The 18,504-nt window shown below is 70.2% G+C and carries 19 protein-coding genes; 12 read left to right on the top strand and 7 right to left on the bottom strand.

The features are described from left to right. Positions 1 to 59: 59 nt before the first annotated feature. A complete protein-coding gene (locus AB0C96_RS05055; RefSeq protein ID WP_362913803.1) occupies positions 60 to 275 on the top strand; it encodes a hypothetical protein in 216 nt (71 codons plus the stop codon). Positions 276 to 341: 66 nt separating this feature from the next. Here AB0C96_RS05055 and AB0C96_RS05050 read toward each other — a convergent pair whose 3' ends face one another. Beyond that, the gene (locus tag AB0C96_RS05050; protein WP_362913801.1) at positions 342 to 938 is read right to left on the bottom strand and encodes a DUF3043 domain-containing protein; all 597 of its coding nucleotides are present in this window, start codon (positions 936 to 938) and stop codon (positions 342 to 344) included. Between the two features lie 315 nt (positions 939 to 1,253). On the opposite strand from AB0C96_RS05050, the gene AB0C96_RS05045 reads away from it, so the two are divergent. The 5 genes from AB0C96_RS05045 (at position 1,254) to AB0C96_RS05025 (ending at position 7,956) form a co-directional block, all read left to right on the top strand. Continuing rightward, positions 1,254 to 2,054 carry a PspA/IM30 family protein gene (locus AB0C96_RS05045; RefSeq protein ID WP_362913799.1) on the top strand — a complete coding sequence of 267 codons (801 nt, stop codon included), beginning with the start codon at positions 1,254 to 1,256 and terminating at the stop codon, positions 2,052 to 2,054. A 57-nt stretch (positions 2,055 to 2,111) separates the two neighbouring features. After that, a complete protein-coding gene (locus AB0C96_RS05040) occupies positions 2,112 to 2,390 on the top strand; it encodes a hypothetical protein (RefSeq protein ID WP_362913797.1) in 279 nt (92 codons plus the stop codon). A 133-nt stretch (positions 2,391 to 2,523) separates the two neighbouring features. Then, entirely contained in the window at positions 2,524 to 3,828 is a 1,305-nt protein-coding gene (locus AB0C96_RS05035; protein WP_362913795.1) for a sensor histidine kinase, read from the top strand. Beyond that, the gene (locus AB0C96_RS05030) at positions 3,825 to 4,511 is read left to right on the top strand and encodes a response regulator transcription factor (RefSeq protein ID WP_362913793.1); all 687 of its coding nucleotides are present in this window, start codon (positions 3,825 to 3,827) and stop codon (positions 4,509 to 4,511) included. Before AB0C96_RS05035 ends, AB0C96_RS05030 begins: the two co-directional genes overlap by 4 nt. A gap of 268 nt (positions 4,512 to 4,779) precedes the next feature. Next, positions 4,780 to 7,956 (top strand): efflux RND transporter permease subunit, encoded by a 3,177-nt coding sequence (locus tag AB0C96_RS05025; RefSeq protein ID WP_362913791.1) that lies wholly within the window; start codon positions 4,780 to 4,782, stop codon positions 7,954 to 7,956. Positions 7,957 to 8,083: 127 nt separating this feature from the next. On the opposite strand, the gene AB0C96_RS05020 is transcribed toward AB0C96_RS05025, so the two are convergent. Further along, a complete protein-coding gene (locus AB0C96_RS05020; protein ID WP_362913789.1) occupies positions 8,084 to 8,287 on the bottom strand; it encodes a DUF397 domain-containing protein in 204 nt (67 codons plus the stop codon). Further along, on the bottom strand, positions 8,266 to 9,111 hold the full coding sequence (locus AB0C96_RS05015; protein WP_362913787.1) for a helix-turn-helix transcriptional regulator: 846 nt from the start codon (positions 9,109 to 9,111) through the stop codon (positions 8,266 to 8,268). Before AB0C96_RS05015 ends, AB0C96_RS05020 begins: the two co-directional genes overlap by 22 nt. Positions 9,112 to 9,248: 137 nt before the next feature. Between AB0C96_RS05015 and AB0C96_RS05010 the strand changes: the two genes are divergently transcribed. After that, positions 9,249 to 9,527: a hypothetical protein gene (locus AB0C96_RS05010; RefSeq protein WP_362913785.1), complete on the top strand. Its 279-nt coding sequence runs from the start codon at positions 9,249 to 9,251 to the stop codon at positions 9,525 to 9,527. 58 nt (positions 9,528 to 9,585) lie between these two features. Next, on the top strand, positions 9,586 to 10,035 hold the full coding sequence (locus tag AB0C96_RS05005) for a hypothetical protein (protein WP_362913783.1): 450 nt from the start codon (positions 9,586 to 9,588) through the stop codon (positions 10,033 to 10,035). A 61-nt stretch (positions 10,036 to 10,096) separates the two neighbouring features. Here the strand turns inward: AB0C96_RS05005 and nadA are convergent, their stop codons facing one another. Continuing rightward, positions 10,097 to 11,296: a quinolinate synthase NadA gene (gene nadA, locus AB0C96_RS05000; protein WP_362913782.1), complete on the bottom strand. Its 1,200-nt coding sequence runs from the start codon at positions 11,294 to 11,296 to the stop codon at positions 10,097 to 10,099. A 285-nt stretch (positions 11,297 to 11,581) separates the two neighbouring features. On the opposite strand from nadA, the gene erpA reads away from it, so the two are divergent. Beyond that, complete coding sequence (erpA, locus tag AB0C96_RS04995; RefSeq protein WP_030070025.1) at positions 11,582 to 11,938, top strand: iron-sulfur cluster insertion protein ErpA; 357 nt, start codon at positions 11,582 to 11,584, stop codon at positions 11,936 to 11,938. Positions 11,939 to 12,096: 158 nt separating this feature from the next. On the opposite strand, the gene AB0C96_RS04990 is transcribed toward erpA, so the two are convergent. Then, the gene (locus AB0C96_RS04990; protein WP_362913780.1) at positions 12,097 to 13,605 is read right to left on the bottom strand and encodes a hypothetical protein; all 1,509 of its coding nucleotides are present in this window, start codon (positions 13,603 to 13,605) and stop codon (positions 12,097 to 12,099) included. A 203-nt stretch (positions 13,606 to 13,808) separates the two neighbouring features. Further along, positions 13,809 to 14,048, bottom strand: coding sequence for a hypothetical protein (locus AB0C96_RS04985; protein ID WP_362913778.1), 240 nt, complete (start codon positions 14,046 to 14,048; stop codon positions 13,809 to 13,811). Positions 14,049 to 14,207: 159 nt separating this feature from the next. On the opposite strand from AB0C96_RS04985, the gene AB0C96_RS04980 reads away from it, so the two are divergent. Then, positions 14,208 to 15,182, top strand: a complete 975-nt coding sequence (locus AB0C96_RS04980) for a carbohydrate kinase family protein (RefSeq protein ID WP_362913776.1) — start codon at positions 14,208 to 14,210, stop codon at positions 15,180 to 15,182. Positions 15,183 to 15,200: 18 nt separating this feature from the next. On the opposite strand, the gene AB0C96_RS04975 is transcribed toward AB0C96_RS04980, so the two are convergent. Then, the gene (locus AB0C96_RS04975; RefSeq protein WP_362913774.1) at positions 15,201 to 16,667 is read right to left on the bottom strand and encodes an aminotransferase class V-fold PLP-dependent enzyme; all 1,467 of its coding nucleotides are present in this window, start codon (positions 16,665 to 16,667) and stop codon (positions 15,201 to 15,203) included. Positions 16,668 to 16,958: 291 nt separating this feature from the next. Between AB0C96_RS04975 and coxB the strand changes: the two genes are divergently transcribed. Both coxB and AB0C96_RS04965 read left to right on the top strand, forming a co-directional pair. Then, positions 16,959 to 17,921, top strand: a complete 963-nt coding sequence (gene coxB, locus AB0C96_RS04970; RefSeq protein ID WP_362913772.1) for a cytochrome c oxidase subunit II — start codon at positions 16,959 to 16,961, stop codon at positions 17,919 to 17,921. Beyond that, positions 17,918 to 18,504, top strand: a 587-nt coding sequence (locus tag AB0C96_RS04965; protein ID WP_362913770.1) for a cbb3-type cytochrome c oxidase subunit I, incomplete at its 3' end; no start/stop codon positions are given. The genes coxB and AB0C96_RS04965, both read left to right, overlap by 4 nt.

Here is an 18,504-nt window from a genome sequence, read left to right as displayed (position 1 = left end):
GCGCCTGGCGCGGTCCGCGGTGGCACAGACACGTACTCGGTGGGATCCAGGAGGCGCACATGGCGTGGACGTGGCGGTTCGAGAAGGCCGACGGTACGGAGACGGCGCCGGCCGTGGAACCGGAGGAGTTCACCACGCAGGGCGACGCGGAGTCCTGGATCGGCGAGGAGTGGAAGGCGCTGCTCGACGGCGGCGTCGACCAGGTCCGCCTCTTCGAGGACGGCGACGAGATCTACGCGTCCCCGATGAGCCTGCAAGAGGCCGCGGAGAGCTGAGCACCGCACAACGACGCCGGGCCGGCCCCGAAAGGGACCGGCCCGGCGTCGCACAACCAGCCGGAACTACGGCCGCTGACCCCGCTTGACCTGCGGCTTCGGCAGCCGCAGCCGCCGCATCTGGAGCGTCCGCATCACCGCGTACGCCTTCACGCCCTTGAGGTTCTCCTTGGGGAACCGCTCCTGGAGCTGCTTGCCCAGGCGGAACCAGATCAGCACCGAGTCGAGCACGATCAGCACGATGATCACGAGCCACAGCAGCAGCGCGATGCTCTGGATCGACGGCACCCGGATCATGGTGAGCACCAGGATCACCACAGCCATCGGCAGGAAGAACTCCGCCACGCACCAGCGGGAGTCGACGTAGTCACGCACGAACCGGCGCACCGGCCCCTTGTCGCGCGCCGGCAGATACCGCTCGTCGCCGTTGGCCAGCGCCTCCCGCTGACGAGCCATGTCGGCGCGGCGGGCCTCGCGCTGGGCCTTCGAGGCGTCCTTGCGGTTGGTCGGCGTGTGCGCACGGGACCTGCGCTGCGACTGGGCGTCGCTGCGCTTGGGTGTCGGGCGGCCCTTGGGGGCCTGCGGGTCGCGGGGCTGCTGGGGCTGGTCCGCGGTCACCTTGGCGGTCGCGGCCTGCTCATCCTTCGAACGGCTTCGGAACACAACACCCAAGGGTACGTGCTCGGCGTCGACGGTCCAGGGTCCGACGGGCACGATCCGGCAACGGCGCCGCCCGCAGACCGCGTCGTACCTGGACGGAGCAGGTTTTCAAACAGGGCAGAACGGACACCGCGCGGCGCCTCCGGAGGGTCCCTACTCCTTGCGCCGGAGAAGATGCGCTCGCCGATCGTCCTGGAGGAGGAGCGCATCCGGCCGCGAACAGTGCGGTAATGGAACCAGGGCCCGTACTGTGGGGTCTGTAGATGTGCTGGAGCCTAAGCCCGAGGTGACTCGGTCAGAAGGGGGCGCGCGAGGCCCATGAGCGATGGTGTCATGAAGCGGATGGGGATGATCTTCCGCGCGAAGGCCAACAAGGCCCTGGACCGGGCCGAAGACCCGCGCGAGACCCTCGACTACTCGTACCAGAAGCAGCTCGAACTGCTTCAGAAGGTACGCCGCGGCGTCGCCGACGTGGCGACCTCCCGCAAGCGCCTGGAGTTGCAGCTCAACCAGCTCCAGGGCCAGTCCGCCAAGCTGGAGGACCAGGGCCGCAAGGCGCTGGCGCTCGGCCGCGAGGACCTGGCCCGCGAGGCGCTGACCCGACGCAGCGCGTTGCAGCAGCAGGTCACGGACCTGGAGACGCAGCACCAGACGTTGCAGGGAGAGGAGGAGAAGCTCACGCTCGCCGCGCAGCGGCTTCAGGCCAAGGTCGACGCCTTCCGTACGAAAAAGGAGACGATCAAGGCCACCTACACGGCGGCCCAGGCGCAGACCCGGATCGGCGAGGCCTTCTCCGGCATCTCGGAGGAGATGGGCGACGTCGGCCTGGCGATCCAGCGCGCCGAGGACAAGACCGCACAGCTACAGGCCAGGGCCGGTGCCATCGACGAGCTGATGGCCTCCGGAGCGCTGGACGACCCGACCGGCATGGCCAAGGACGACATCACCGCCGAGCTGGACCGGCTCTCCGGCGGCAGCGACGTGGAGCTGGAGCTCCAGCGGATGAAGGCCGAGCTCGCCGGCGGCTCGTCGGCCGGTCAGCAGGCGCTGGAGAGCGGCCAGGGAAACCAGGCCCAGCCCCACCCGCAGCAGGACCAGCCGCGTTTCGACAAGCAGTGACGGCCGGCGGCGGTTAGCCTCGCAGAGATCGTCGGGACCGGACCAAGGGAGACCGTCGTGATCGTACGGATCATGGGGGAGGGCCAGGTGAAGTTGGACGACTCCCACTTCATCGAGCTCAACAAGCTGGACGACGAGCTGCTCGAAGAGATGGAGAGCGGCGACGAAGCGGCCTTCCGGCGCACCCTCGGCGCCCTGCTGGACGCGGTGCGCCGGCTCGGCACCCCGCTGCCGGACGACGCCCTGGAACCGTCCGAACTGATCCTGCCGGCTCCGGACGCGACGCTCACCGAGGTACGGGAGATGCTCAGCGACGACGGTCTCATCCCGGGCTGAGCGTCCGGTCCCCGAGGCCGCCGTTCGATCTCCCGGGCCCCTGCCCTCGCATTCCCTGCCGCAGCACCCTCCAGCGCATACGGCACACGGCGCCCCGGTCCCTCGTCGGACCGGGGCGCTACCGTTTGCTCTTGTGAGTCTCCTCGACCCCGGTCCGGACGGGCCCCGCGCCGCCGGCCGCTTCCAGTGGCACCGGACGCACCCGCTCGCGTTCGACGCCCTCCTGGCGGTGGCCGCCTTCGGGTGCATCCTGTTCGGCGCGGTGGTCGACCCGCACCGCAGCCAGGGCCCGCGGTTCGCGCCGCACCAGCTCACCGCGGTGACCGTGGTGCTGGCCGCGCTGGCCTGCACCGCCCTGGTGTTCCGCCGCCGGCTGCCCCGTACGGTCCTGGCGGCCACGGGCTCGCTGACCATCGTCGAACTGGTCGCCCGCGCCACCGACCCGCGCGCCCCGGTGGCCGCCGCCGCGGTGATCGCGCTCTACACCGTCGCCTCGCGCACGGACCGGCCCACGACCTGGCGGGTCGGCGCGCTGACCGCCGTCGTACTGACCGCCTCCGCGATGCTCTACGGGCCCAGCCCCTGGTACGCGCAGGAGAACATCGGCATCCTCGCCTGGACGGGCATGGCCGCGGCCGCCGGTGACGCGGTCCGCAGCCGCCGGGCCTTCGTGGCCGCCATCCGCGAGCGCGCCGAACGGGCCGAGCGCACCCGTGAGGAGGAGGCCCGCCGCCGGGTCGCCGAGGAGCGCATGCGCATCGCCCGTGAGCTGCACGACGTCGTCGCCCACCACATCGCCCTGGTCAACGTCCAGGCCGGAGTGGCCTCCCACGTCATGGACAGCCGCCCCGACCAGGCCAAGCAGGCCCTGGCGCACGTCCGCGAGGCGTCCCGCTCGGCGCTCGACGAGCTGCGCGCCACGGTCGGCCTGCTGCGGCAGTCCGACGACCCCACGGCGCCCACCGAGCCCGCCCCGGGCCTGGGCGTCCTCGACCAGCTCGTCGAGGGCTTCGTCCGCACCGGCATCCCGGTCGACCTGGACCTCCCGGACGAGCTCCGCAAGCTGCCCGCCTCCGTCGACCTCACCGCCTACCGCGTGGTCCAGGAGGCGCTGACCAACGTCCACAAACACGCCGGGGAGGGCGCCCGCGCCACGGTCCGGATCGTGCAGTCCCAGACCGCGCTGACCGTGACCGTCCTGGACGACGGCGCCGGCCGGGCCGGGGTACCGCGCCAGAAGGGTGGCGACCGGCCCCTCATGGAGGCCGACCGGTCCGGTGAGCCGGCGGAGAACGGCGGCGGCCACGGCCTGATCGGCATGCGCGAGCGGGTCTACGCGCTGCGCGGCACGATCGTCACCGGCCCGCGGGCCGCCGGCGGCTTCCAGGTGCGGGTCACCCTTCCGCTCCAGACCGTCCGTATGGGGGAGACGACATGACGATCAAGGTACTGCTCGCCGACGACCAAGCGCTGCTGCGCAGCGCGTTCCGGGTGCTGGTGGACTCCGAGCCCGACATGCGGGTGGTGGCGGAGGCCTCCGACGGCGCCCAGGCGTACGAGCTGACCCGGGCCGAGCGGCCCGACGTGGTCCTGATGGACATCCGGATGCCGGGGGTGGACGGCATCGCCGCGACCCGCATGATCAGCGAGGACCCGGAGCTCACGGACGTCCGGGTGGTGATCCTCACCACCTTCGAGGTCGACGACTACGTGGTGCAGGCGCTGCGCAACGGCGCCAGCGGATTCCTCGGCAAGGGCGCCGAGCCGGACGAGATGCTGGGCGCGATCCGCGTCGCCGCCGCCGGCGAGGCCCTGCTGTCCCCCACCGCGACCAAGGGCCTGATCGCCAAGTTCCTCGCCCAGGGCGGCAGTTCGTCCGACGGCGGGCCCGGCGACCGGGGCGCGGAGCGGCTGGCGACGCTGACCGGCCGTGAGCGCGAGGTGCTGACCCTGGTGGCCGGCGGGCACTCCAACGACGAGATCGCCGAGCAACTCGCGGTCAGCCCGCTCACGGTCAAGACGCATGTCAACCGCGCCATGGCGAAGCTGGGCGCCCGCGACCGCTCCCAGCTGGTCGTCATCGCATACGAGTCGGGGCTCGTACGCCCACGGGTGCAGTGAGGGTGGAGTAGCCCGTACTCCGAACGCGGTACGAGGCGCGGCCGGAAACCGACCTGCGAGCGAGGAAAACCGGACTGGCCATGGCGGAAGGTGGTATCCGGGCCACCCAAGGCCCCCGCCGCCGGGCCCACGCGGGCTCCGACGGCCTTCCACAAGCCCGTAAGCCCACAAGCCCGTACGCCCGCCTCACGTCCGTAGGCCCGCCTCACGTCCGTGGGACGCCTCCTCGTGAGCACCGTCTTCAGAACAGAAGAGAGAGACCCCACCCATGTCCTGGCTGTCCCGGCTCAGCCTCGTACAACGGGGCCTGATAGCGCTGATGTCGATCGTCGCGATCGCCTTCGGCGCCATCGCGATACCCCAGCTCAAGCAGCAGCTCCTGCCCTCCATCGACCTTCCGATGGTGTCCGTGCTCGCCCCGTACCAGGGTGCCTCTCCCGACGTCGTCGAGAAGCAGGTGATCGAGCCGCTGGAGGACGGTGTCCGGGCGGTCGACGGCATCAAGAGCGTCACCTCGACGTCGAGCGAGGGCTCGGGCGTCATCATGGCGCAGTTCGACTACGGCAATGACTCCAAGCGCCTGGTCGCCGACGTCCAGCAGGCGGTCAACCGCGCCCGCGCCAAGCTCCCCAAGGACGTCGACCCGCAGGTGGTGGCCGGCTCGACGGACGACATCCCCACCGTCGTCCTCGCCGTCTCCTCCAAGGACAAGGACCAGCAGACCCTCGCCGACCAGCTCGACCGCAGCGTCGTGCCGGACCTGAGGAACATCGACGGCGTCAGCCAGGTCACCGTCAGCGGCGTCCAGAAGCGGATCGTCGCGGTCACCCCCGACGACAGGAAGCTCGCCGCCGCCGGGCTGACCGCCCAGGCACTGGGCCAGGCGCTGGAGGCCGGCGGCACGTCGGTGCCCGCCGGTTCGTTCGCCGAGCGCGGGCAGAGCAAGACCGTCCAGGTCGGCGCCGGCTTCACCTCCGTCGCTCAGATCAAGGACCTGACCGTCGCCCCCACCCCGACCCCGGGCGGCGGCGGGGCGGCGGCCGGCGGCCGGGCCGAGCCGGTCCGGATCGGCGACGTCGCCACCGTCAAGGAGGAGCAGGCCACCCCGACCTCCCTCACCCGCACCAACGGCAAGCCCAGCCTCGCCGTGACGGTGACCATGGACCAGGACGGCAGCGCGGTCGCGATCTCCGACGCGGTGAAGGACAAGCTCCCCACCATCCGTCAGGACCTGGGCAAGGGCGCCGAGGTCACGGTCGTCTCGGACCAGGGCCCGGCGGTCTCCAGGTCGATCGAGTCGCTGACCACCGAGGGCCTGCTCGGCCTCGTCATGGCCGTCATCGTCATCCTGGTCTTCCTGCTCAGCCTGCGCTCGACGCTGGTCACCGCGGTCTCCATCCCGCTGTCGGTCGTCATCACCCTGATCGTGCTGTGGACCGGTGACCTCTCCCTCAACATGCTCACCCTCGGCGCGCTGACCATCGCGATCGGCCGCGTCGTCGACGACTCGATCGTCGTCCTGGAGAACATCAAGCGGCACCTGGGCTACGGCGAGGAGCGCCGGGAGGCCATCCTCTCCGCGGTCAAGGAGGTCTCCGGGGCGATCACCTCCTCCACCCTCACCACGGTCGCGGTCTTCCTCCCGATCGGTGTGGTCGGCGGCATGGTCGGCGCCCTCTTCGGCTCCTTCTCGCTGACGGTGACCGTCGCCCTGCTCTCCTCGCTGATCGTCTCCCTGACGGTCGTCCCGGTCCTCTCGTACTGGTTCCTGCGCGCCCCGAAGATCCCCGAGGGCACCACGGCGGACGAGCTGCGCCGCAAGGCCGAGGAGAAGGAGACGCGCAGCCCGCTCCAGCGCCTCTACGTCCCGGTCCTGCGCTTCGCCACCCGCCGCCGGGTCACCAGCCTGGTCATCGCCGTCGTGATCCTCATCGGGACGTTCGGCATGGGCCCGCTGCTGAAGACCAACTTCTTCGACCAGGGCGACCAGGACACCCTCACCGTCAAGCAGGAGCTCAAGCCCGGCACCAGCCTCGACGCGTCCGACGCCGCGGCCAAGAAGGTCGAGAAGCTGCTCGCGGCCAACGACGACATCGCCGACTACCAGGTCACCGTCGGCTCCTCCGGCTTCATGGCGGCCTTCGGCGGCGGCACCGGTGCCAACCAGGCCTCCTACCAGGTCAAGCTGAAGGACGCCGCGGACTCCGGCAAGGTCACCGACGCGCTGCGGGCCTCGCTCGACAAGCTCGGGAAGTCCATCGGCGACACCTCCGTCACCGCGGGCGGCGGCTTCGGCAACCAGAACCTCAGCGTGGTCGTCAAGGCCGCCGACGCCGACGTCCTGAAGAAGGCCAGCGAGCAGGTCCGCACGGCCGTCGCCGGGCTCGACCACGTCACCGACGTCCAGAGCGACCTGGCGCAGAGCGTCCCGCGGATCTCCGTGACGCCCAACGCCAAGGCGGCCGCGGCCGGTTACAACCAGACCGCGCTCGGCGCGGCGGTCGCCCAGGCGGTCCGCGGCACCACCAGCGGCCAGGCCGTCCTGGACAACACCGAGCGCGACATCGTCATCAAGTCCGCCCACCCGGCCACCACCGAGGCCGAGTTGAAGGACCTCGCGGTCCCGACCCCGGCGGGCCAGGTCAAGCTCGGCACCATCGCCACCGTCAAGACCGTGGCCGGCCCGGTCCAGATGACCCGGATCGACGGGGCCCGCTCGGCGACCATCAGCGCCAAGCCGACCGGCGACAACACCGGCGCGGTCAGCGCGGATCTACAGAGCAAGATCAAGGCCCTGAAGCTGCCGGACGGCGCCACCGCCACCATCGGCGGCGTCTCCCAGGACCAGACCGACGCCTTCTCCTCGCTCGGCCTGGCCATGCTGGCGGCCATCGCGATCGTCTTCATGCTCCTGGTCGGCACCTTCCGGTCGCTGATCCAGCCGCTGATCCTGCTCGTCTCGATCCCCTTCGCGGCGACCGGCGCGATCGGCCTGCTGATCGCCACCGGCACCCCGCTGGGCGTCCCGGCGATGATCGGCATGCTGATGCTGATCGGCATCGTGGTCACCAACGCCATCGTGCTGATCGACCTGATCAACCAGTACCGCGCCCAGGGTTACGGCGTCGTCGAGGCGGTCGTCGAGGGCGGCCGCCACCGCCTCCGCCCGATCCTGATGACCGCACTGGCCACGATCATGGCGCTGCTACCGATGGCGATGTCCATCACCGGCGACGGCGGCTTCATCTCCCAGCCGCTGGCCGTGGTCGTGATCGGCGGTCTGATCACCTCCACCCTCCTCACCCTCCTCCTCGTCCCGACGCTCTACGCGATGATCGAACTCCGCAAGGAGCGCAGGGCGAAGAAGAAGGCCGCCAAGCGCGCCAAGAAGGCCGGCGCACAGCCCGAGGAGCACGACCGCACCCCGGAGCCCGCGGGCGTCTGACCGCCACCGGGCCGCACACCAGGAGCCCCCGCCGCCGTCCAAGCCGTACGGCAGCGGGGGCTCCCGCGTATGTGGGTGACGTCCCGTCCCGTCCCGGTGGTCGGTTGGGACGGGGTGAACTGGGCTTTTAGTGGCCGGACTTGAGGGAGTCGATGAACTCCGTCCACGCGTCGGCGGGTATCGCCAGCGTGGGCCCCGCGGGGTTCTTGCTGTCCCGCACGGGGACCACGCCGGGGAAGCCGTCGGCGACCTCGATGCAGTGGCCCCCGTCGTCGTTGCTGTAACTGCTCTTTCGCCAAGTCGCAGTGCTCAGTTCCGCATTGGGTTGCATGCCTCGTACCCCTCCATCGCCTTCCGGATCCTCGCAGCAGAGTCCCGTGGTGATAGAGCGTATGCCCGAAGCTTGTCGTAGGCGGCGCTGAGGCGGTTCACATCGTCCGGGTCCTCGAAGAGACGGCCGTGCCGGCGGCCTTCTTCATACGCCACGGTCTGTCCAACCGTGTTCTTGACGAGCACCAGTGGATTGCCCATCAGGTAGTAATTGCCGCACTCGAAAGGCAGCACCTGGATCGTGCTGGTCGGTGTATCGACCAGCGCCAACAGTAAGTTCAGCTGCGCGTGCATGACCTGGGGGCCGCCGACGGGTCGGCACAGGATTGCTTCGTCCAGGATCGCCCAGTGTCGGGTGGACGGAGAGGAACGCAGGTGCTCTTGGCGGCTGAGTTGGGCCAGCACGCGCTCTTCGGCCTGTTCTGGCGTCACGTCGGGGGGTGTGCTCAACAGGGCGCGGGCGTATGCCTCGGTCTGTAGCAGCCCAGGTACGAACTGCACCTCGAAGGTCTCGATCGCCGCAGCCTGCGTCTCAAGTTCCAAGAACCGCCGGTAGTAATCAGGATGGGTCTCCTTCTTGGCCAGCTGATACAGCCCGTAGAAGTGGTTGTCCGTGCCGAACGCCGCGTCCAGCGCGGCCGGCAGCTCCGGCGGCGGCAGCAACTCCGCGAGCTCCACGCGAGCCAGCGCACTCTTGCTGAAGTTGACCACGCCGGCCAACTGCGCCAGCGACAGCTTTGCGCGCTCCCGATGTCTCCGCTGCTCCGAGCCGAAGTAGTGGCGGGCGGACAGGTACGGGGTCAGTTCCTTCGGCGTGAACTTCACGCGGATCACCTCTGGGTCGTCCCACTCGTCCCACGCTCAACAGGTGGACGCAGAACCCCTGTTGAGGCCATGCCTCATAGGGCAACTATGGCGATACACACGGTAATCGGCAGGGCAATTGCGCGAAAGCAGGTCATATGTTCGAGGGTTCGCCTCCGCGGCTGTTGCCGTGGACCAGGCCGGACGGTGCTCCCTGTTACCTCATCACCGATGACCCGGAGAGCCATCTGTCGCTCCTCGCCGACGGCATCGAGGAGGACATGCTCGCCGCCGCCGAGGCCGCGCTGAACGACTCCGAAGCCACCATGGCCTACCTGCGCAAGGTGCTGCGCGATGTCGTGCGCGTCGCGTTCAGCAGGGGGGAGCGGTTGGCTCACGCATACGGCGGTACATCTCGCGCCGTGTGCGAGGAGTAGCGGCACGGTGGCTTTCAACACCGCTGTGCTCCCGTGACGAAAGGCAGGGAAGAGGACCGTGCGCTCCGCCCCGGCCGGTACGGTCGGCCTCGCCCTCACTCTCGCCGCTCTCGCGCTCGCCGGCGCTCCGCCCGCCGGCGCGGGGGGAGTCGGCGCCGTGGTGCGGGTGGCGGTCACGGGCGGGGCGTTCACCGCCAGCTCGGGACTGGTCCATACGTTCGCCCGGCCCGAGTGCGCCGCCGACGACGGGAGGCCGACCCCGCTCACCGCGCTCTTCGACGCCGCCCGCCGGTACCGCCTCGGCGGGGTGTGGGTGCGGTGGGACGCCGCCACCCAGGACTACGTCGTCCTCCGCATCCGCGGTGACGCCGCGGACAGCACCCGGGTGTGGAACGCGTATGTGAACGAGAAGAAGATCACCACCACCCCCTGCCGCACCGCCATCAAGGACCGCGACAAGGTCCGCTGGACGCTGGAGGCGCCGTCGGGGGCGGCCAAGAAGAGCTGACCGGCCGCCCTGCCCCTGAGGGAGGAGCGGGCGGCCGGTCACCCACTGGTGCTGCCGCGGACTACGGCAGCGCCAGCATCCGCTCCAGCGCCAGCTTGGCGAAGCTCTCGGTCTCCTTGTCGACCTCGATGCGGTTGACGACCTTGCCGGCCGCCAGCGACTCCAGCGTCCACACCAGGTGGGGGAGGTCGATCCGGTTCATGGTCGAGCAGAAGCAGACCGTCTTGTCGAGGAAGACGATCTCCTTGTCCTCCGCGGCGAAGCGGTTCGCCAGGCGGCGGACGAGGTTCAGCTCCGTGCCGATGGCCCACTTCGAGCCGCGCGGGGCGGCCTCCAGGGCCTTGATGATGTACTCCGTCGAGCCGACGTGGTCCGCGGCCGCCACGACCTCGTGCTTGCACTCGGGGTGGACCAGCACGTTCACGCCCGGGATGCGCTCCCGCACGTCGTTCACGGAGTCGAGGGAGAACCGGCCGTGGACGGAGCAGTGGCCCCGCCAAAGGATCATCTTGGCGTCCCGCAGCTGCTCGACGGTCAGGCCGCCGTTCGGCTTGTGCGGGTTGTAGACCACGCAGTCGTCCAGGGACATGCCCATGTCGCGGACGGCGGTGTTGCGGCCCAGGTGCTGGTCGGGCAGGAAGAGGACCTTTGTCGAACCGGGCTCTCCCTGCTCGAAGGCCCAGTCCAGCGCCCGCTTGGCGTTGGAGGAGGTGCAGATCGTGCCGCCGTGCTTGCCGGTGAAGGCCTTGATGTCGGCCGAGGAGTTCATGTACGAGACCGGCACGACCTGATCGGCGACGCCGGCCTCGGTCAGCACGTCCCAGCACTCGGCGACCTGCTCGGCGGTGGCCATGTCGGCCATCGAACAGCCGGCGGCCAGGTCGGGGAGGATGACCTGCTGGTCGTCGCCGGTGAGGATGTCGGCCGACTCGGCCATGAAGTGCACACCGCAGAAGACGATGTACTCGGCGTCCGGCCGGGCGGCGGCGTCCCGCGCGAGCTTGAAGGAGTCGCCGGTGACGTCGGCGAACTCGATGACCTCGTCGCGCTGGTAGTGGTGCCCCAGGACGAAGACCTTCTCCCCGAGCTTCGCCTTGGCCGCGCGGGCGCGCTCGACGAGGTCGGGGTCGGAGGGGGCCGGCAGATCGCCGGGGCACTCCACGCCGCGCTCGCTCTTCGGGTCGGCCTCGCGGCCGAGGAGGAGCAGGGCCAACGGGGTCGGCTGGACGTCCAGGGGCTGGGCGGTGGTCACAACACGCACCCTCTCTTCTCTACAGACAACTCTTAGGCACGCGCCTTTCTCGGGAGCATGCCTTTTCGTCTATTTGACGCTATCTATCATAGCTGCTTCACGTCACTTTGACGACGGCCATAGTGTCGATGTGACGCATCAGCACTCCGCCATGTGCGCTCGGCCACTGGTTCCCGGCCGCCGGTGTGCGAGCATGTGGAGAGAAGTGCGCGAGCCGGAATTAATCCGGGACGTCATCGGTTCTGCCAGGTGCATCCGATGACAAGCGGTCCGTACAACCCGGGAGAGATGTAGATGAGCGTGCAGGACGAGAAGACCACCGTCAGCGACGGCATCATCCTGTCCGACGCGGCCGCGTCGAAGGTCAAGAGCCTGCTGGAGCAGGAGGGCCGGGACGACCTCGCGCTGCGGGTGGCCGTTCAGCCCGGTGGCTGCTCCGGCCTGCGCTACCAGCTCTTCTTCGACGAGCGTTCGCTGGACGGCGACGTCGTCAAGGACTTCGACGGCGTCAAGGTCGTCACCGACCGGATGAGCGCCCCCTACCTGGGCGGTGCCTCCATCGACTTCGTCGACACCATCGAGAAGCAGGGCTTCACGATCGACAACCCGAACGCCACGGGCTCCTGCGCCTGCGGTGACTCCTTCAGCTAAGGATCACGGGTACGACGCGTACGTCGGGAACGACGAGTACGTCACACGAAGGCGGCGCCCCCATCGAGCGGGGGCGCCGCCTTCGTCGTGTGCGTGACCCAGCGGTCTCGTCATCCTGACCCGGCAGGTCTCCTCGTGTTCCCGACCCGGTGGGCGGGCTACTGCTTCGGCACCGCCTGCCCGGTCGACACGTCGATCACCTTCCGGCCGTCCAGCGGCTCCTGGAGCGCCACGGTCCTGGTGAACTCCTTGGCGATCTTCACGCAGATCTGGCCCGGATTCTTGTCCCGGCCGACGACCTCGACCTTCACCGTCGAGGCCGACTGCTCCGCGCTCACCGAGTAGACGCTGCACACCCCGCCCCAGAAGTGCACGGTCAGCCGCTTGCCGCCGTTGCCCACGTCGTACGACTCCAGCGCCATCGCCCCGGGCTTCCCGGACGGGCCCTTGGGCGTCGGGCCCCGGTGGGTCAGGTACTTCGGGTTCACCGCGGGGTGGGCGATGGTCGTCGTGAGGTCCGGTCCGGTGCCGGGCTGGCGGACCTGGTACAGCCAGGACGGCACCAGCGCCTGGCCGCCGTCCACGTACTGCACCGCGAGCCCGAAGACGGCGCCGGTCACCTCGGCCGGCTTCTGCGCCCTCGTCGGGTCGGGCTCACAGCGGGCGATCCCGCCCTTTCCGCTGTCCTTCTTGCCGTCCTGGCCGGGCGTCGAGGGGCAGCCGGCCGGTGTGCGGCCACCGCCCGAGTTCAGCCGGTCCAGCGTCTGGTCGGCGCTCAGCACCGGGTACACCGCGCCCTTCACCGGCTGCGCCAACTGGCCACTGCCGCCGACCACTTGACCGTCCGAGCCGACCTGGAGGTCGCTCTGCCAGCCGTACGTCGGCAGTCCGCCGAGCACCGGATTCGCGGTCACGATCCGCACCGCGCCGGACAGCCCGCTGGCATCGAGCCTGGCGTTCTGCTGGCCGAGCGCCTTGAGCACCGGCTGCACCGCCTGCTTGGCCTTCGCCGGCGACACCGCCCCCTTGCCGCTGCCGTCGTCCTGCGTCGCGATGTCCCCGCCACCGCGGTACGAGGGGCAGCCGGGCCGGCTCGCCGCACTGCCGTCGCCCGCCCGCTCCTGGCCGGTGCCGCCCTTGGGGGAGGCGGGCAGCGCACAGTTGATGCCGCCGGGGGTGCCGTACTGCGAGAACGTCCAGGAGCCGGAGCCGGTCTTGTTCACCTGGAGGATCGGCCCGCGGGAGTCCGGGGTGACCTCGCCGACCTTCCAGGTGGTGCCCTCGGAGTGGACCTTTCCGGCCACATCCAGCGCCTTCGCCAGCCGTTCCACCGCCTCCCGGCTGATCTCGCCCTTGGGGCGGTAGACCGGCGCGGAGTCCGGCCCGTCCGGCAGCTTCACCACGGCCTTGTACTTCGCGCCCTGTGGATTGGGCTCACCGGCCGCTATCGACCCGCCCGTATAGCCGTCGAGGGCGAGTGGCGGAGGATCGTTCCGGCCCGCGGAGCCCGCGGCGGAGCCCTCGTGGCTCGACGCGGACGAGGCCCAGTACGCCGCGCCGCCCCCGGCCAGCAGCACCGCGGCCGCCACCGAGGCGATCAGGGCCGGGCTGCGCCGGCTGCGCCCCTGGGGTCGGTCCGGGGTCTGGGGGGTGTCCTCGGTGTTCACCGCATCGCTCCTTCAGCTCCGCTGAACATCTGACGTGCCGTCCATGGTGGGTGGACGTCGATGGGACGGAGCGGGGGCGCGCGCGGTTCCCTGTGAGCCTTCGGGGCGCCGCCGGGCGACCGCCCGCTCACGGGCGAGCGCCCACCCGGCACCCGAACGGTTCAGCCTCCGATCAGCGGTTTCATGCGGTTTCAGTCGTCGTTTCAGTCGCCGTACTCGGACATGCCGTCCAGTAGCTCGGCGGAGGTGGCGGGCACCTTGACCCCGTGCAGATCGGAGGCGCGGCCCGGCGTCGGCGCGGGCCCGCGCCCGGCCTTCCAGCGCCCCGCCATCCGGGCGCAGTCACCGCGCAGCTCGTCGAGCGACTCCGGTTCGGCGGCGGGCTCGGTTGCGGCGGGCGACGCGGTGCCACGCGGTGTGACGGCTTTCACAGGCTTGGTCATAGGTGCACGGTACGCAGTCACATACTTGGGAAAAAGGCCTACTATTGGGTAGTTTCCGTCGTTCCGTGTGGCCGGGATGACCGGGTGGCCACGCCCCCCGCGCGGTAGCGTTGCTCCACGTCCGCCCGTCCCTCCGCCACCCGCAGGAGCAGACCCGCCGTGCGTATCGCAGTCACCGGCTCCATCGCCACCGACCACCTGATGACCTTCCCCGGCCGCTTCGCCGACCAGCTGGTGGCCGACCAGCTGCATACGGTCTCCCTCTCCTTCCTGGTCGACCAGCTCGATGTCCGCCGTGGTGGGGTCGCCCCCAACATCTGCTTCGGCATGGGCCAGCTCGGCATCGAGCCGGTCCTGGTCGGTGCCGCGGGCAACGACTTCGAGGAGTACCGCGCCTGGCTCGACCGCCACGGCGTCGACACCCGCTCCGTCCGCATCTCCGAGGTCCTGCACACCGCGCGCTTCGTCTGCACCACCGACGCCGACCACAACCAGATCGGCTCCTTCTACACCGGCGCGATGAGCGAGGCCCGGCTGATCGAGTTGCAGCACGTGGCCGAGCGGGTCGGCGGGCTGGACCTCGTCCTGATCGGCGCGGACGACCCCGAGGCGATGATCCGGCACACCGAGGAGTGCCGCACCCGCGGCATCCCCTTCGCCGCCGACTTCTCCCAGCAGATCGCCCGGATGGACGGCGACAACATCCGCGCCCTCATGGAGGGCGCCACCTACCTCTTCTCCAACGAGTACGAGAAGGGCCTGATCGAGTCCAAGACCGGCTGGACCGCCGAGGAGATCCTCGCCAAGGTCGGCACCCGGGTCACCACCCTGGGCTCCAACGGCGTCCGCATCGAGCGGGTCGGCGAGCCCACCATCGAGGTCGGCGTCCCGGAGGAGAAGCGGAAGGCCGACCCCACCGGCGTCGGCGACGCCTTCCGCGCCGGCTTCCTGTCCGGTCTGGCCTGGGGCGTCGGCCTGGAGCGGGCCGCGCAGGTCGGCTGCATGCTGGCGACGCTGGTCATCGAGACCGTCGGCACCCAGGAGTACGAGCTGCACCGCAGCCACTTCATGGACCGCTTCACCAAGGCCTACGGCCACGAGGCCGCCGCCGAGGTCCAGCAGTACCTGGCCTGATCCGGCCGCACCGTCCCGTCAGACGCGGCGCCGCACCACATACGCGGCGCCGCGTTCTGCTGCCCGCTCGCCGACGTACTCCTGGTCGCGCATCGCGCACCAGGCGGGGATGTCCTGCCGGGCCGCCTCGTCGTCGGAGAGCACCGTCACCGTCCCGCCGACCGGCACCTCGCCGATCACCTTCGCCAGCTCGATGACGGGGATCGGGCACCGCCTGCCGAGCGCATCGACGACCAGCCCCTCGGGCTCGGGCCCCTCCGGCACGACGGGCCCCTCCGGCGCCGCGGGCCCGTGCGGCGCTGCGGGCCCCTTTGGTGCGGCGGCCGCTTCCGCCGGCCGCTCCGGTGCGGCCGGCACCCCCAGCCGCTCCCGCACCGACCGCACCACGCCGGGCAGCACCTCCAAGAACCGCTCCACATCCGCCTCGGCCGTCCCGTACGGCAGCGAGACCCGGACGTTCCCCTCGGACAGCACGCCCATCGCCCGCAGCACATGGCTCGGCGTCAGGGTGCTGGACGTACAGGACGATCCGGACGAGACGGAGAATCCGGCGCGGTCGAGCTCGTGCAGCAGAGTCTCCCCGTCGACATAGAGACAGGAGAAGGTGACGAGATGGGGGAGGCGGTGCACCGGGTCGCCGACCACCTCGACCTCCGGCACCAGTTCCGGCACCCGCACCCGGATCCGGTCCACCAACTGCCGCAGCCGTGCCGCCTCGGCGTCGGTCCCGGCGTCGGCCCGCAGCGCCCGCAGTGACGCCGCCGCGGCCACGATGGCCGGGATGTTCTCGAACCCGGCGCTGCGCCCCGACTCCCGCTCGTCCACGGGCCCCTGGGGCGCGAAGCGGGTGCCCTTGCGGACCACGAGCAGCCCCACCCCGGGCGGGCCGCCCCACTTGTGGGCGCTCGCCGTCAGCAGCGACCAGGCGCCGGGCACCCGCCCCCAGGTCAGCGACTGCGCGGCGTCCACCAGGAGGGGCACCCCGGCCTCCTGGCAGAGCGCGGCCACCTCGTCGACCGGCTGTTCGGTACCCACCTCGTGGTTGGCGGACTGGAGCGCGACCAGCGCGGTGTCCTCGGTGAGCGCGCCGGCGACGTCCTGCGCCGCCACCCGGCCGGTCCGGTCCACGGACAGCTCCGTGCAGGTGCCGCCGGCCGCCGTGTGCACCTCGGCGGCGTGCAGCACGGCGGAGTGCTCGACGGCGGAGTACAGCAGCCGCCGGCCGACCCGCCGCCGGCCCGCCAGTGCGCCGAAAACTCCCGAATGCACGGCCTGCGTCCCCGATGGGGTGAAAACCAGCTCGTCGGGACGGCAGCCGACCGCCTCGGCCGCGGCCTCCCGCGCGGCGTCCAGCAGCAGCCGGCCGCGGCGCCCCTCGCGGTAGAGGCGGGCCGGGTCGGCCCAACCCTCGTCGAGCGAGGCGAGCAGTGCCTCGCGGGCGACCGGGTGCAGGGGAGCGGCGGAGGCGGCGTCGAAGTAGGGCACGTATGAGACGTTAGCCCAGTGCCGCCCGCGTCGGGGCGGTCGCCGGGCAGGTCGTCAGATGCCTGGTGAGGGCGGGTATTCGGGGGTTCGGGCGGTGCCCCGCGGGGGGCCTGGCCACCCCTTAGGGGTGCGTCGCGGCGCGTTGGGCACCCTCCCCGCGCGACCCCAAATAGCGTCCAGTAGGGTTTGGTCCGCATAAACATCCAAACCCCTGCCCGACGCAGGGCGGCGACCGACCAGCGAGTAAGGCCGCAGCCGACCGCGCGGGCGAGACTCTCGGGAAGGCGCTACGTGAGTCCCAACGGCTCCGACCGCTCGTCGCGGCGCCCGATGCGGCGGAAGCTGCCGCAGGTGCTTGCTGCGGGCCTGGTCCTGGCGACCGCTACTGGTTGCACATACAAGGACTTCCCCCGCCTCGGCATGCCAACGCCCGTCACCGACGAGGCGCCGCGGATCCTCTCTCTTTGGCAGGGCTCCTGGGCCGCCGCCCTCGCAACGGGCGTGCTGGTGTGGGGCCTGATCATCTGGAGCGTGATCTTCCACCGCCGTAGCCGGACCAAGGTGGAGGTCCCCGCGCAGACCCGGTACAACATGCCGATCGAGGCGTTGTACACGATCGTCCCCTTCATCATCATCGCGGTGCTGTTCTACTTCACCGCGCGTGATGAGAGCGCGCTCCTGAAGACCTCCAAGAAGCCGGACCACGTGATCAACGTGGTGGGCTTCCAGTGGAGCTGGGCGTTCAACTATCTGGAGAACGTGGACGGCAACAAGTCGACCACGAACATCAACTCCAGTGCGCTCTCCGCGATCCCGGACAAGTGGAAGAAGACCGCGCCGGCCGGTGCCGACGGTGTCTACGACACGGGTGTCCCGGGCGAGCGGAACCCGCAGACCGGTAACCCCGGCCCGACGCTGTGGCTGCCGAAGGGCGAGACGGTCCAGTTCGTGCTGACCTCGCGCGACGTCATCCACTCCTTCTGGGTGGTGCCGTTCCTGATGAAGCAGGACGTCATCCCGGGCCACACCAACGTCTTCGAGGTGACTCCCAACAAGGAGGGCACCTTCATGGGCAAGTGCGCCGAGCTCTGCGGTGTCGACCACTCCCGGATGCTCTTCAACGTCAAGGTCGTCTCCCCTGAGCGTTACCGGGAGCACCTGAAGGACCTGGCGAAGAAGGGCCAGACCGGATACCTGCCGTCGGGCATCGCGCAGACGGATCACGCCAGGAATGCGGAGACCAAGAACCAGTGAGCATCCTCAACGAACCTCAGGGTGCCGCCGCCGACACGGCTCCGGCAGCACCGCCCGTACGCAAGAAGCAGCCAGGCATCGCTGCCGTGAAGTGGTTGACGACCACTGATCACAAGACCATCGGCACGATGTACCTGGTCACGTCGTTCGCGTTCTTCTGCGTCGGCGGCATCATGGCGCTGCTGATGCGGGCCGAGCTGGCCCGCCCCGGCACGCAGATCATGACGAACGAGCAGTTCAACCAGGCGTTCACGATGCACGGCACGATCATGCTGCTGATGTTCGCGACGCCGCTGTTCGCCGGTTTCGCGAACTGGATCATGCCGCTCCAGATCGGCGCGCCCGACGTGGCGTTCCCGCGGCTGAACATGTTCGCCTACTGGCTGTACCTCTTCGGCTCGCTGATCGCGGTGGCCGGCTTCCTCACCCCGCAGGGTGCGGCCGACTTCGGCTGGTTCGCCTACTCCCCGCTGTCGGACGCGGTCCGCTCGCCGGGTGTCGGCGCGGACATGTGGATCATGGGTCTGGCCTTCTCCGGTTTCGGCACGATCCTCGGTTCGGTCAACTTCATCACCACGATCAT

It is taken from the genome of Streptomyces sp. NPDC048506, from assembly GCF_040651315.1.
GTDB lineage: Bacteria > Actinomycetota > Actinomycetes > Streptomycetales > Streptomycetaceae > Streptomyces.
Note: the sequence above shows the minus strand (reverse complement) of the source record. Positions and strands in the feature narration are given on the sequence as shown.